This window comes from Streptomyces sp. NPDC050448 (assembly GCF_040655295.1).
In the GTDB taxonomy this organism is placed as follows: Bacteria; Actinomycetota; Actinomycetes; order Streptomycetales; family Streptomycetaceae; genus Streptomyces.
This window is the reverse complement of record NZ_JBFAJR010000051.1, coordinates 1-13,548: the sequence shown is the minus strand read 5'-3', so window position 1 is coordinate 13,548 and position 13,548 is coordinate 1. Positions and strand designations below refer to the sequence as shown.

Genomic DNA, 13,548 nt, shown 5'->3' with positions numbered 1-13,548 from the left:
GGCTTTTGCTATTTCCGGCATCAAGGCCGCGAGCGGCCTCGGCCCCGTTCTTGTGCCGCACGCGCGCGGCCGGATGGAGCGGGCCGGCCGTTGCCGCGGCCCGGATGGTGGCCTCCCGCCCGGGCGGGGCGTGCGCGGACGGGGTGGTGAGGGCCGGCGTCGTGGCCGTTCTCGCCCGCCCGCCGCGCGGTGGAGCCGATGGCAGTCCGCTACGAACAGTGGCGGGACGGTCGGGTGCGACGGCCCCGGTCGCTCGGGTGCCCGGGCGGGGCTAGGTTGGGAAGGCTGGACCCGGGCGACGCGTGGCAGGAGGCGGGCATGTCGGCACGGTTGCGCAAAGTGGCGGTAGGGGTGGCCGCAGCGGGGCTGGTGATGGTGCCTCTGGGGTGGGGAGCGGGGTACGCCCTGGACGCGCCGGTGGCCGCTCCCAGTGCCCCGGCTTCGGCCACGGTCGCCGCCGACGGGGAGTTTCCGCAGCTGACCCCCGCCGTGGCACGGCAGTTGGACGACGCCGTGCGGAAGGTGATGAGCGAGGCCGCGGTGCCCGGGGTGATCGTGTCGCTCTCCGCCCCCGGCAAGGGCGCGTACGTGCGGAGCTTCGGTGTCGCCGACAAGGCGACCGGCCGGTCGATGGGCACGGATCTGAACATGCGCATCGGCAGCGTGACCAAGACCTTCACCGTGACCGCCCTGCTCCAGTTGGTCGACCAGGGCAAGGTCGGGCTGGACGACCCCATCGGGAAGTACGTGGCCGGGGTGCCCAACGGGGACCGGATCACGTTGCGCGAGCTCGCCGGGATGCGGAGCGGGCTGTTCAACTACTCCGAGGACGATGGCTTCTTCAAGGCCCTGACGAGCAATCCCCGACGGCCTTTCACCCCGCAGGAGTTGCTCGGGTACTCCTTCAGGCACCCGGTGCTGTTCGAGCCCAACGCGAAGTTCTACTACTGCAACACCAACCTGATCCTGCTGGGGCTGGTGGTGGAGAAGCAGAGCGGGCAGAAGCTCAACGACTACATCAACCAGAAGGTCGTCGTGCCCGCCGGGCTGCACCACACGTTCTTCCCCGTCGCCGCGGAGTTCCCGAGGCCGCACTCCCAGGGGTACACGGACCAGACCGCCACCGGGAAGGTCGAGGACGCGGCCGACTGGAACCCCTCCTGGGGCTGGGCGGCCGGCGCCATGATCTCCGATCTCGGTGACATGAAGACCTGGGCGAGGGTCCTGGCCACGGGCACGCTGCTGAAGCCCGCCACCCAGGCCGAGCGCCTGAAGGTCGTCGACGCGCTGCCCGGCACCGGCTACGGCCTGGGCATCTTCAACGTCCAGGGCTGGATAGGCCACAACGGCTCACTGCCCGGCTACCAGGCGCTGACCGTGTACCTGCCCCAGCCGAAGGCCACGCTGGTGGTGCTGCTGAACACGGACATCTCCTACGAGGGTTCCGAACCCAGCACCCTGTTCGGCGAGGCGATCACCAAGGTCGTCACCCCGGACCACGTCTTCAGCCTGCCCGCCCAACCGGTCACCGGGCACTGAGTACATGAAGCCCGGCTGATCCGGAGCGACCGCCGTTACTTGGCGTCCGCGTAGCACTCCACGACCGCCGTGGTGAACGGGAAGCGGACCGGGGTGTCGCCGAAGGCGATCCGGCCGGCCCGGTCGCCGGCGGCGCGGATCGCCTCGGCGACGGCCTCGGCCTCCTCGGCCGGGCAGTGCACCATCACCTCGTCGTGCTGGAAGAACACCAGCTCGGCCCGCATCCCGGCGCCGGCGATGGCCTGCCGGAGGGCCGCGAGCAGCAGCAGGGCCCAGTCGGCGGCGCTGCCCTGGACGACGAAGTTGCGGGTGAACCGGCCGCGGGCCCGGGTGTTGGTGGAGGCGTAGCTCGGCGTCCAGCCGTCCTCCCTGTCCTGCGGGATACCGGCTTCGCCGTCCTCGTCGGCTCCGGCCGGCGGCGGACAGGTCCGGCCCAGCCAGGTCCGTACGAGGCGCCCCTCCTCGCCGGCCCTGGCGGCGTCGTCGACGTACGCCACGGCCTGCGGGAAGCGGCGGCGCAGCGCGGCCAGGTTCTTCAGGCCGTCGCCGGAGGTCTGCCCGTACACGGCGCCGAGGACGGCGAGTTTGGCCATGTCCCGGTCACCGGAGAAGCCCTGGCGGGAGATGGCCGTGTACAGGTCCCCGGGGCGCCCGGCCACCTCCATGAACGCGGGGTCGCGGGAGATCGCGGCCAGGACGCGGGGCTCCATCTGGTCGGCGTCGGCGACGACGAGCCGCCAGCCGGGGTCGGCGACGACGGCCCTGCGGATCACCTTCGGGATCTGCAGGGCCCCGCCGCCGTTGGTGACCCAGCGGCCGGTGAGGGTCCCGCCGGGGACGAACTCGGGGCGGAAGCGGCCGTCGCGCACCCAGTCCTGGAGCCAGCCCCAGCCATGGGCGGTGTAGATCCGGTACAGCTTCTTGTACGCGAGGAGGGGCTCCACGGCGGGGTGGTCGAGCTCCTGGATCTCCCAGCGGCGGGTGGACCCCAGCCGGATCCCGGCCTCGGCGAAGGCCTTGACGACATCGGCGGGCAGCTCGGGGCGCACGCGCCGGCCGAACGCGGCGGAGATCTCGTCGGCCAGCTCGGCGAGGCGGCGGGGCTCGCCGCCGCCGGCGTAGCGCTCGCCGAGGAGCTCGGTGAGCAGCGCGCGGTGGACGTCGGCCCGCCAGGGGAGGCCGGCGCGGTGCATTTCGGCGGCGATCAGGAAGGCGGCTGACTCGGCGGCGGTGAGCAGGCGCATGCGGTCCGGGTGGGCGGTGGCGGCGTGGCGTCTCGCCTGGTCCTCGTAGACGGCGACGAGCGCGTTCAGGGGGAGGGGGGTGGGCTGCGGGTCGAAGAGGGAGTCCTGCGCGGTGCGCGGGGCGGGCGCGGCGGAGCGCTGCGGGGGATCGGGCGGTACGGGTGCCCCGCTGAGCCGGGCCCAGGCGGCTGCCGCCGAGCGGGGTTCGCCGAAGCGGCCCTCGTGGGCGAGGAGGAGGAGCTCGGCGTCCTCGATGTCGTGGCAGCGCTCGACGCGGGCGCCCGCGGCGAGCAGGCGGGGATAGACGGCGGCGGTGCTCCGCCAGATCCAGCGGGTGCCGGCGGGGGCGGAGCGGATCGCGTCCGCGGGGTCCTGGAAGGTGAGGGGGGCGGAGGGCGCGGTGGTGAGCGGCCTGGCGTGCCAGAGGCCGTCGGCGGCTTCGGCCAGGGCCCAGCGGGGGGTGCGGTCGCTCATGGGTGCGAGTGTCCCACCGGGGGCTGACAGGGCGGTCTCCTTGCGGTGGCGCGTCGGCTTCCGCTGCGCGGGGCCCTCTCCCCGCCCCGCCCTTCCGCCGTTCCCCGGGCGTTGCCCGGACCCGTCGGGGGCTCCGCCCCCGAGCCCTCCCCGCGCCACCGCCGGGGGACCCCCAGCGCCTCGAACGCCGGCGGGACCGGGGTGGGCCGGTGGGGCTGGGTGGGGCTCCGCCCGGACCCGGCGGGGCTCCGCGTCTGTGGCGGTCGTGGGGGGCGTGCCAAGCTGAGGGGGTGAGAGAGATTGTCGATCGTGCCTGTGAAGCCGCCCTGTACAGCCAGGACGACGCCGGACTGGATGCCGGGGCCTCGGTGCTCGTGGGGGACGGCGGGCAGTGGGGCGGGGTCGGGCGGGAGCTGTTGGGGCGCGGGGAGGGCTACGTACGGCAGGCCTGGGAGCGGGGGTGGCAGCCCGCCGACGTGCTCCGGCTGGTGGGCCGGGATCTCGGCGACCGGCATCTGCGGATCACCCGCGACCTGATCGCCGGCGAGGCGCGCCGGTACGCCCGGCTGCCCGAGCGGTGGACCGACGCCGAGGTGTGGTGGGCGGACGACGCGGAGTACGGCGAAGGGCTCGCGCAGCGGGAGCGGGCGGACCGGTTCACCCTGGCGACCGCCGTGCTCGAGGTGTTCCGGCTGCTGATCCGGCTGCCCTCCATCGAACCGGTGGGTCCGGTTCCCGGGGACCCGGCCGCCGATGCCCTGGAGCACGCGCACATCGAGCCGCGCATGCTCGGCCGGATCCGGGCCCTGCTCGCCAAGGCCGAGGCGACCACCTTCCCGGAGGAGGCGGAGGCGCTCAGCGCCAAGGCCCAGGAGCTGATGGCCCGGCACACCGTCGACGAGGCCCTGCTCGCGGCGAGCGGCAGGGGCCCGGCCCAGGTGCCCGGGGCCTGCCGGATCGGGGTCGAGGCGCCGTACGAGGAGGCGAAGGCGGTGCTGCTCGACGCGGTGGCCACCGCCAACCGCTGCCGGGCGGTGTGGAACAGCGCCTTCGAGTTCTCCACCGTGGTGGGGTTCGAGAGCGACCTGGAGGCCGTCGAGCTGCTCTACACCTCGCTGCTCGTGCAGGGCACGGCCGCCATGACCCGCGCCGAGGCCGCGCAGCGCTCCGGCGGGCGCAAGCGGACCAAGACGTTCCGGCAGTCCTTCCTGCTCGCGTACGCCAGCCGGCTCGGTCAGCGCCTCGCCGAGACGGCCGAGCACACCGTGGCCGAGGCCCCCGGCAACCTGCCCGCCCTGGTGGCCCGCGACGTCGCCGTCACCTCCCGGGCGGACGAGATGTTCCCCCGGACCACGACCACCCGGCTGCGCGGGGCCACCGACCACGCGGGCTGGGAGGACGGCACGGCCGCCGCCGACCGCGCGCACATGGGCGGCAAGCGCCACCCGCTGCCGCGCTAGGTCGGGCTCGGGCCGGTTTCGCCGTCAGGGCCGTTCGCCGTCGCTCCGCAGCGCCTGCGTCTGCGACTTCAGGATGCGCATCGACTTGCCCAGGGAGCGGGCCATGTCGGGCAGCTTCTTCGAGCCGAAGACCAGCACGCAGACCACGAGGAGCAGGATCAGGTGCCAGGGCTCAAGGGCGTTGCGGAGCATGCGCGTTCCCACCTTCGGGCGGCGACAGGGTTTCGGGTGGAGCCCGACCATCGAACAGCTTCGCGCGCATCCGCACAAATCTGAAGAAGTTCTGAAAAGGCGCGGGATCGCCCCCGGTGCCCCTGATCCTGCCTTGATCCAACCCTTATAAGGGTCTGATTCGCCCCTGATCCACCCGAGTTCGCCCCTCACAGTGATCGAGGGAGCACCCTCCGCGTGCACGTGCATCTGCCCATGCATGCGCTTATGAACACAGCTATGATCCGGTGCAGTTGACATCTGCACTATCGGGGGCTTCCTGTGGACCACGCGTACAACGGGATGGCAGCTGCAGAACTCGACGGAGTGACCTGGCAGAAGAGCAGACACAGCAACTCACAAGGTTCCTGTGTGGAGTTCGCCAAGCTGCCGGGTGGAGCTGTCGCCATGCGCAACTCGCGCTTTCCGGACGGGCCGGCGCTCGTCTACACGCCGGCCGAGATAGAGGCGCTGCTGCTGGGCGTCAAGGACGGCGAGTTCGACCACCTGATCGCCTGATCGCCCGAATGGACGGCCGGAGGAACGGCCGGAGGAACGGCGCACTGATCTAGCCATGCACGTGCACTGGCCGGGACTGATCGAAATGATCAACCCCGGCCAGTTGTCTTGTGTGTGGTGGTTTGTGCGCTCACGCCGACCGCGCGCACCCCTCGCCCGCCCGCGGCCTACTCGTGCAGCATGAACAGCGCCCAGACCACCTTGCCGGTCAGCCGTCCCGCGAGCGGGTGCCAGCCCCAGCTGTCGCTGTACGCGTCCACGAGGAACAGCCCGCGCCCCGACTCGAGGTCGCAGTTCTCCTGCGTCCGCTCCGGTGTGAACGACCCGCCCGGGCGGTCCTCGCTGGGGTCCCGTACCGCGCACACCAGCCGGGTGCTCCACCGCATCAGGTGCAGCCGCACCGACGCCTCCGGCTCGCCCGTACCGCCGGCCCCGGGCCGGGTGTCGTCCGGCAGGGCATGGCGCAGCGCGTTGGTGACGAGTTCGGAGACGACCAGGGCCACGTCGTCGAAGCGGCCGTCGAGGCCCCACTGGGACAGGGTCGACCGGGTGAACGAGCGGGCGCCCCGCACCGCCTCGAAGCGGGCGGGCAGAGCGCAGGAGGCGGACCCGGAGACAGCCGTGGGATCGACCGGGGGCAGCCCCTGCCGTAACGGCTCGAGCATGGTCGATCCATTCGTCCCCATGCGAGGCACTCCCGGGATTCGCGGGCGGAGCGGCGGCTCCGTCCAGAAAGAACTGCGGGGTGGGTCCGGCGCCGGCGCGAAGAGCACGCAGGTGCGCGGCACCATCGTTCCGAATGCAGAAGCTGGATGCAAGGGCAGATGCACGTGCACGCGCCGGACCTGTCCACTCCCGTGATGGTTCTTGCTCATTTCTTCCTACGCATACTTACGGACTTCTTTTGCGGCAGAGCGGATTCCGTTACAGAACGAGCACAGGCGGATGCGTTTTGGTGGCAGACTGCGGGCCCTGGGGTACGGGGGCCCCGATGGGGGCCCCTCCCGCGCCGGAGGCGCAGGGGGAGCAGACCACGCGCAGACCACGCGTACACATGGCGATGGGGAGGGCAGGACTAGTGACCGCAGAAGCGAGCGGTTCCGTGGTGCGCCGCATCCTCCTGGGCTCTCAGCTCAGGCGACTCCGAGAATCCCGCGGCATCACCCGTGAGGCGGCCGGCTACTCGATCCGCGCATCCGAATCGAAGATCAGCCGCTTGGAGTTGGGAAGGGTGAGCTTCAAGGCAAGGGACGTCGAGGACCTCCTCACGCTCTACGGAGTCACGGACGGCGCGGAGCGGGAGTCCCTGCTGGGGCTGGTCCGCGAGGCCAACGCGGCCGGCTGGTGGCACAGTTACGGCGACGTGCTGCCCGGGTGGTTCCAGACGTACATCGGCCTGGAGGGCGCGGCCTCGCTCATCCGGATCTACGAAGTCCAGTTCGTCCACGGCCTGTTGCAGACCGAGGCCTACGCCCAGGCCGTCGTCAGCCGCGGCATGCCCGGCGCCACCCAGGCCGAGATCGACCGGCGCGTCGCGCTGCGCCTGGAGCGCCAGAAGGCACTCGTCTCCGAGAGCGCCCCGGTCTTCCACGCCGTCCTCGACGAGGCCGCGCTGCGCCGCCCGTACGGCGGCCGCGACGTCATGCGCGGCCAGTTGGAGCACCTCATCGAGGTCTCCCAGCGGCCCAATGTGCAGCTCCAGGTGATGCCGTTCTCCTTCGGCGGCCATGCCGGCGAAAGCGGAGCCTTCACCTTGCTGCGCTTTCCGGAGTCCGACCTCCAGGACATCGTCTATCTGGAACAGCTCACCAGTGCCCTCTACCTGGACAAAGACGAGGAAGTGGCGCAGTACGAAAGGGCGATGGAGCGGCTTCAGGCCGACTGCCCCGACCCCGACCGGACGCGGGATCTTCTCCGCGGCCTGCTCCAACTGTCTTGATTCGCACGTAGTATGACGTCTGATCAGTGCATGATGACCGATCGGTCTCCGGTGCAGCGCACGGGTGCGCGCTCGCAGTAAGGGATGGCATGTCCATATTCGACGACCTGGCTCACCAGTACATCGACGGCGAATGGCTGGCCGGCACCGGTTCGTGGGACATCATCGACGTCAACCCGTACAACGGGGAGAAGCTCGCGGCCATCACCGTGGCCACCGTCGAGCAGGTGGACCGGGCCTACCTCGGCGCCGAGCGCGCCCAGAGAGAGTGGGCCGCCATCGGCCCGTACGCTAGACGCGCCGTCCTCGAACGCGCCCTGCGGATCACCGAGGAGCGCGAGAAGGAGATCGTCGAGGCGATGATCGACGAGCTCGGCGGGACCCGTCCCAAGGCCGAGTACGAGGTCCACCTCGCCAAGGAGTTCATCCGCGAGTCGATCCAGCTGGCCGTCCGCCCCGAGGGCCGGATCCTCGCCTCGCCGGTCGAGGGCAAGGAGAACCGGGTCCAGCGACTCCCGGTCGGCGTCGTCACCGTGATCAGCCCCTTCAACTTCCCGTTCCTGGTCACCCTGAAATCGGTCGCCCCGGCCCTGGCGCTGGGCAACGCGGTGGTGATCAAGCCGAACCAGAACGCACCCGTGGTCGGCGGCGGGGTCATCGCCAAGATCTTCGAGGACGCGGGCCTGCCGGCCGGGCTCCTCAACGTGCTGGTCACCGACATCGCCGAGATAGGCGACGCGCTCCTCACACACCGCGTCCCGAAGGTCATCTCCTTCGCGGGCTCCGACCGGGTCGGGCGGCACGTCGGATCCGTCGCCGCCCGGCACTTCAAGCGGACGGTCCTGGAGCTCAGCGGCAACAGCGCCCTCGTCGTCCTCGACGACGCCGACCTCGACTACGCGGTGGACGCGGCCGTCTTCAGCCGCTTCGTCTACCAGGGCCAGGTCTGCATGGCCGCCAACCGGATCCTCGTGGACGCCTCGATCGCGGAGGAGTTCACCGAGAAGTTCACCGCCCGGGTGCGGAGCCTGAAGACCGGCGACCCCCACGAGGCGGACACCCACATCGGCCCGCTGATCAACTCCTTCCAGGCCGACGCCCTGACCGCGCTCGTGGACCAGGCCGTGGAATCCGGGGCGCAGGCCCTCGTGCGCGGTTCTACGCGCGGCAACCTGGTGGAGCCGACCGTGCTGGCCGGCCTCCCCGAGGACTCCCCGCTGCTCGGCCAGGAGATCTTCGGCCCGGTGGCGCTGCTGGTGGTCTTCGACGGCGAGGACGAGGCCGTACGGCTGACCAACGCGACCCCGTACGGGCTGAGCGGCGCCGTGCACACGCGGGACGTGGAGCGCGGCGTGCGGTTCGCGCAGCGGATCGAGACCGGGATGATCCACGTCAACGACTCGACCATCGGGGACGAGCCGCTCGCCGCGTTCGGCGGGGAGAAGTCCTCGGGCCTGGGCCGGCTGAACGGCGAGGCGACCATCGAGGCGTTCACCACCCAGAAGTGGATCTCGGTCCAGCACGGCCGGACGAGTTTCCCCTTCTGACCTCGCTCTAGACTCGTGCGAGTCAGTGGCGGGCAGCGTTCCGGGGGAGACCTGAGTTGAGCAACATTCCGGAGACGGGGCGCACGCCCCGGGTCCAGAACCGCCTGGTCATCATCCAGGTGGTCGTCTTCTCGCTGCTGCTCACCCTCGGCGGGCGCCTCTGGTACCTCCAGATACGCAATGGCCAGGAGTACACGGACGAGGCGAAGAACAACCACACCCAGCAGGTCGTCCAGCCCGCCGTGCGCGGCTCGATCCTGGACTCCCGCGGGGTCCCGCTCGCCGACAACGAGACGCGCATGGTCGTCTCCGCCAGCCGTACCGACCTCACCAAGATGAAGGACAGGGGCAAGGGCGTCCTGACCCGGCTCGCCGGCGTCCTGGGCCTCAATCCCGAGGACGTGGTCAACGGCGTCCGGCTGTGCGACGCCAAGACCCCCAAGCCGTGCTGGAACGGCTCCCCGTACCAGCCGATCCCCGTCACCGACGAGGCGACCACGGACCAGGTGCTGGAGATAAGGGAGCACGCCGAGCAGTTCCCCGGCATCACCGCCGAGCCGACCGCCCTGCGCCGCTACCCCGCCCCGGACCAGGCCAACACCTCCCAGGTGCTGGGCTACCTCTCGCCGGTCACCGACGCGGAGATCACCAAGGCGAAGAAGACCGACTCCCCGTACCTGCGCTCGGACCAGGTGGGCCGCTCCGGCCTGGAGCGCACGTACGACAAGGAGCTGCGCGGCAAGGCGGGCATCACGCGCTACGAGGTGGACAACCTCGGGCGGGTCATCGGGCAGGCCCAGGCCGACAAGCCGACGCCCGGCTCGAACGTCGTGACCTCGATCGACTCGCGCGTGCAGGCGGTGGCCGAGCGCGAGCTGAACAACGCGATGATCGAGGCCCGCAAGCAGTACGACAAGATCACGCACAAGGACTACGAGGCGGACTCGGGCGCGGTCGTCGTCATGGAGGCCAAGACCGGCCGGATCGTCGCGATGGCCTCCAACCCGACCTACGACCCGAATGCCTGGGTCGGCGGCATCTCCGCCAAGGACTACACGGCCCTCACCGCCAAGGACTCCAACTACCCGCTGCTCAACCGCGCGATCCAGGGCCAGGCCGCCCCGGGCTCGATCTTCAAGGTCGTCTCCTCGACCGCCGCGGTGAACGCCGGGTACCCCTTCAACGGGCGCTACGGCTGCCCCAGCTCGTACTCGGTGGGCAGCCAGACCTTCACCAACTTCGAGTCGCAGGGCTACGGCGACATCACCATCGGCCGGGCCCTCGAAGTCTCCTGCGACACCGTCTACTACGGCATCGCGGACAAGGAGTGGCAGAAGGACGGCGGCATCAGCCCGCGGAAGGACCCGAGCGACTGGTTCTTCAAGACGGCCCACGAGTTCGGGCTGGGCAAGGCGACCGGTGTCGACCTGCCGAACGAGGTGAACGGCCGGGTCCCCGACCGCCAGTGGAAGAAGGACTTCTTCGAGGCGAACAAGGCCGCCTGGTGCCGGGACGGCAAGAAGGACGGCTCGTACGCCGAGAAGATCGCGTACGAGAACTGCCGCCAGGGCAACCAGCTCCGCGAGGGCGACGCGATCAACTACTCGATCGGCCAGGGCGACACCCTCGTCACCCCGATCCAGATGGCGTCGATCTACGCGGCCATCGCCAACGGCGGTGCGCTGCACCAGCCGAGCATCGGCAAGGCGATCGTCAGCGCCGACGGCACCTCGGTCAAGGAGATCGCGCCGAAGGAGCAGGGCCGGCTGCCCATGGACGCGGAACTGCGCGACGACATCGACGGCGCGCTCGCCGCGGTGGCCACCACGGGCAGCGCGGCCTGGCGCTTCGGCGGCTGGCCGCAGAAGCAGATCCCGATGCACGCGAAGACGGGTACGGCGGAGGTCCAGGGCAAGCAGACCACCTCGTGGTTCGCCTCGTACACCGGGGACTACGCGATCGTCATGACGATCTCCCAGGGCGGTACGGGCTCCGGGGCCTCGGGGCCGGCGGTGCGCAAGATCTACGAGGCGATGTACGGGCTCGACGAGAAGGGCAACCAGGACCTGTCCAAGGCCCTGCTGCCGAAGCCGCAGACGGCGCTCCCGGCGATCCGCCCGGACGGCGCCGGAAACTAGGGCGGCGGCACGAGAGCGGGAAATAGGACAGAAGCTGACCGCAATGGTCCGTAGCGTGGTTCTTGTCAGCAGGAAGACCCACGGAAAAGGCGGTTGGTCATGGCTCACCTCTCCGAAGAGATCCCGGGCGACGAGCGCGGCACGCTCCTCCTCTTCGTCGAATCCCAGCGCAGGGCGATCCGCGCATCGCTGGCCGGACTGAGCGAGGAGCAGGCGGCGAGCCGTCCCAGCGCCAGCGAGCTGTCGCTGTCCGGGCTGGTCAAGCACGTCGCCGAGGTCGAGCTGGGCTGGCTGCGCATGGCGCAGCAGCGGCCCAACGAGATCAAGCGCAGCCCCGAGACCTGGAGCGAGTCCTTCCGCCTGGTCGGGGCCGAGACCGTCCCGTCCGTCCTGGCCTTCTGGGAGGGGGTCACGGCGGAGCTGACGGCCTTCGTCCGGGACCTGCCCAGCCTCGACGAGACCTTCCCGCTCCCGCCGGCGCCCTGGTTCCCCGAGAACGGCAAGGTCTCGATGCGCTGGATGCTGCTGCACCTGGTGGAGGAGTTCGCGCGGCACGCGGGTCACGCGGACGTCGTCCGGGAGTCGCTGGACGGCACCAAGGCCATGGGATAGCCCCCGGGGGCGGACTTGCACCTCACGTGGCGTGAGGAACCACAGTGGTGGGCGTACCCGACCAGAGGAGCGGAAACGATGGGCTACTCCGTGGGACAGGTCGCCGGATTCGCCGGAGTCACGGTGCGCACCCTGCACCACTACGACGAGATCGGCCTGCTCTCCCCGAGCACCCGCAGCAGCGCGGGTCACCGGCGTTACGACGACGCCGACCTCGACCGGCTGCAGCGGATCCTGTTCTACCGGGAGCTCGGCTTCCCGCTCGAAGAGGTCTCGGTCCTGCTGGACGATCCGGATTCGAACCCGAGAGAGCACCTGCGCCGGCAGCATGCCCTCCTGTCCGACCGGATCGCCCGGCTCCAGCAGATGGCCGAGGCCGTGGAGCACGCCATGGAGGCACAGAGGATGGGCATCAATCTCACGCCCGAGGAGAAGTTCGAGGTCTTCGGAGACTTCGACCCCGACCAGTACGCGGACGAGGCGCACCAGCGCTGGGGCCACACGGACGCGTACAAGGAGTCCGCCCGCCGGGCGGCCGCGTACACGAAGGACGACTGGAAGCGCTTCCAGGACGAGACGGACGGCATCAACCGGCGGTTCGCCGCGCTGCTGGAGGCCGGTGCGGCCGCGGAGTCCGAGGAGGCCATGGACGTGGCCGAGGAGCACCGCGGCTGGATCGACCGCACCTGCTACACCTGCTCGCACGAGATGCACACCTGCCTGGGTGAGATGTACGTCGCGGACGAGCGGTTCACGGCCTACTACGACGCGGTCCGGCCCGGCCTGGCGGTGTTCGTGCGGGACGCGATCCTCGCGAACGCGGTCCGCAAGGCCTAGACGGCCGGATGTTCCCCACACGGCCCCCTCCCGGTACCTGGAACCGGGAGGGGATCCTGTGCGTTGATAATGGAAACCGCCGTCCTGCGCCATGCACCCGCGGACGCCCCCGCCGCGACCCCCCGATCCAGGAGAGCCCGGAACTCGTGTACACGCTTGCGCTCGCCCCTGAGTGGCTGTCCCCGGACTATCTGATCGCGCACTACAGCCTCAAAGGCATTCTGGTCATCGTCTTCGCGGAGTCGGGGCTGTTCGCCTTCCTGCCCGGTGACTCCCTGCTCTTCACCGCGGGCCTGCTGGTCGCCAACGGCGAGTACATCAAGCAGCCGCTGTGGCTGGTCTGCACCCTGATCTCGGCTGCCGCGATCATCGGTGACCAGGTCGGATACATGATCGGCAAGTTCTTCGGGCCCAAGATCTTCAACCGGCCGAACTCGAAGCTCTTCAAGCGGGAGAATCTGGACAAGGCGCACGAGTTCATGGACAAGCACGGCCCGAAGGCCATCGTGCTCTGCCGTTTCGTGCCGATCATCCGTACGTTCGCCCCGATGGTCGCGGGCGCCGGCTCGATGAAGTACCGGACCTTCCTGACGTACAACGTCATCGGTGGCGTCGCCTGGGGCTCGGGCCTCACGGTCGCGGGTTACTGCCTCGGCCAGATCACGTTCATCAAGAACAACGTCGAGGCGATCCTCGTCCTGATCGTCCTGCTCTCGCTCATCCCGGTGATCTTCGAGGTGCTGAAGGCCCGCAAGGAGTCCAAGGCGAATGGTGCCGAGGCGGCGCCGGCCGGGGGCGAGCGTCGCCGCCACGCCAAGCGCTGACCCGCCTGACCGCCCGTACGTACGCCCCGGAGGCCGCCCCCCCAGGCCTCCGGGGCGTCTGCGCGTCCGGGGGAGGCTAGGGGGTGTCCGGCGGATCAGGGCCGGATACCCCCTAGATGAATGAGTCCAAGGGGTGTGGTTGCGGTCAGTGATCGTAGGCAGTCAGTGATCGTTTGACGGGTTGTCCGGTCCTGTCGTTGAACCA

At 70.3% G+C, this 13,548-nt stretch carries 10 protein-coding genes and 2 pseudogenes; 9 read left to right on the top strand and 3 right to left on the bottom strand.

The annotated features are described in order from the left end of the window. The first annotated feature begins 318 nt into the window (after positions 1-318). On the top strand, positions 319-1,539 hold the full coding sequence (locus AB0I68_RS35680) for a serine hydrolase domain-containing protein (protein WP_363181558.1): 1,221 nt from the start codon (positions 319-321) through the stop codon (positions 1,537-1,539). A gap of 35 nt (positions 1,540-1,574) precedes the next feature. Here AB0I68_RS35680 and AB0I68_RS35675 read toward each other — a convergent pair whose 3' ends face one another. After that, positions 1,575-3,257 (bottom strand): bifunctional 3'-5' exonuclease/DNA polymerase, encoded by a 1,683-nt coding sequence (locus AB0I68_RS35675; protein ID WP_363181557.1) that lies wholly within the window; start codon positions 3,255-3,257, stop codon positions 1,575-1,577. Positions 3,258-3,547: 290 nt separating this feature from the next. Between AB0I68_RS35675 and AB0I68_RS35670 the strand changes: the two genes are divergently transcribed. Beyond that, positions 3,548-4,717 (top strand): DUF2786 domain-containing protein, encoded by a 1,170-nt coding sequence (locus AB0I68_RS35670; protein ID WP_363181555.1) that lies wholly within the window; start codon positions 3,548-3,550, stop codon positions 4,715-4,717. A gap of 36 nt (positions 4,718-4,753) precedes the next feature. Here the strand turns inward: AB0I68_RS35670 and tatA are convergent. After that, positions 4,754-4,909 (bottom strand): annotated as a pseudogene (gene tatA, locus AB0I68_RS35665) (Sec-independent protein translocase subunit TatA); the annotation flags it as partial. Positions 4,910-5,209: 300 nt separating this feature from the next. Here tatA and AB0I68_RS35660 point away from each other — a divergent pair. Next, positions 5,210-5,446 carry a DUF397 domain-containing protein gene (locus AB0I68_RS35660; RefSeq protein WP_030868010.1) on the top strand — a complete coding sequence of 79 codons (237 nt, stop codon included), beginning with the start codon at positions 5,210-5,212 and terminating at the stop codon, positions 5,444-5,446. 167 nt (positions 5,447-5,613) lie between these two features. Here AB0I68_RS35660 and AB0I68_RS35655 read toward each other — a convergent pair whose 3' ends face one another. Further along, complete coding sequence (locus tag AB0I68_RS35655) at positions 5,614-6,132, bottom strand: ATP-binding protein (RefSeq protein WP_363181554.1); 519 nt, start codon at positions 6,130-6,132, stop codon at positions 5,614-5,616. A 374-nt stretch (positions 6,133-6,506) separates the two neighbouring features. Here AB0I68_RS35655 and AB0I68_RS35650 point away from each other — a divergent pair, with 374 nt between their 5' ends. The 6 genes and pseudogenes from AB0I68_RS35650 to AB0I68_RS35625 form a co-directional block, all read left to right on the top strand. Further along, positions 6,507-7,385 (top strand): helix-turn-helix transcriptional regulator, encoded by an 879-nt coding sequence (locus AB0I68_RS35650; protein WP_363181580.1) that lies wholly within the window; start codon positions 6,507-6,509, stop codon positions 7,383-7,385. Positions 7,386-7,474: 89 nt separating this feature from the next. Next, the gene (locus tag AB0I68_RS35645) at positions 7,475-8,932 is read left to right on the top strand and encodes an aldehyde dehydrogenase family protein (protein ID WP_363181553.1); all 1,458 of its coding nucleotides are present in this window, start codon (positions 7,475-7,477) and stop codon (positions 8,930-8,932) included. Between the two features lie 56 nt (positions 8,933-8,988). Beyond that, positions 8,989-11,070, top strand: coding sequence for a penicillin-binding protein 2 (gene mrdA, locus AB0I68_RS35640; RefSeq protein WP_363181552.1), 2,082 nt, complete (start codon positions 8,989-8,991; stop codon positions 11,068-11,070). A gap of 99 nt (positions 11,071-11,169) precedes the next feature. Next, entirely contained in the window at positions 11,170-11,682 is a 513-nt protein-coding gene (locus AB0I68_RS35635; protein WP_363181551.1) for a DinB family protein, read from the top strand. 78 nt (positions 11,683-11,760) lie between these two features. Then, entirely contained in the window at positions 11,761-12,519 is a 759-nt protein-coding gene (locus tag AB0I68_RS35630; RefSeq protein WP_363181550.1) for a MerR family transcriptional regulator, read from the top strand. Positions 12,520-12,665: 146 nt separating this feature from the next. Further along, positions 12,666-13,277, top strand: a pseudogene (locus AB0I68_RS35625) (VTT domain-containing protein); the annotation flags it as partial. Positions 13,278-13,548: the final 271 nt, after the last annotated feature.

Bases quoted from the DNA above. Each gene is read 5' to 3' on its own strand.
- AB0I68_RS35645 (WP_363181553.1), top strand. From the start codon at position 7,475: ATGTCCATATTCGACGACCTGGCTCACCAGTACATCGACGGCGAATGG.
- AB0I68_RS35675 (WP_363181557.1), bottom strand. From the start codon at position 3,257: ATGAGCGACCGCACCCCCCGCTGGGCCCTGGCCGAAGCCGCCGACGGC.
- AB0I68_RS35635 (WP_363181551.1), top strand. From the start codon at position 11,170: ATGGCTCACCTCTCCGAAGAGATCCCGGGCGACGAGCGCGGCACGCTC.
- AB0I68_RS35630 (WP_363181550.1), top strand. From the start codon at position 11,761: ATGGGCTACTCCGTGGGACAGGTCGCCGGATTCGCCGGAGTCACGGTG.
- AB0I68_RS35655 (WP_363181554.1), bottom strand. From the start codon at position 6,132: ATGGGGACGAATGGATCGACCATGCTCGAGCCGTTACGGCAGGGGCTG.
- AB0I68_RS35650 (WP_363181580.1), top strand. From the start codon at position 6,507: ATGGGGAGGGCAGGACTAGTGACCGCAGAAGCGAGCGGTTCCGTGGTG.
- AB0I68_RS35680 (WP_363181558.1), top strand. From the start codon at position 319: ATGTCGGCACGGTTGCGCAAAGTGGCGGTAGGGGTGGCCGCAGCGGGG.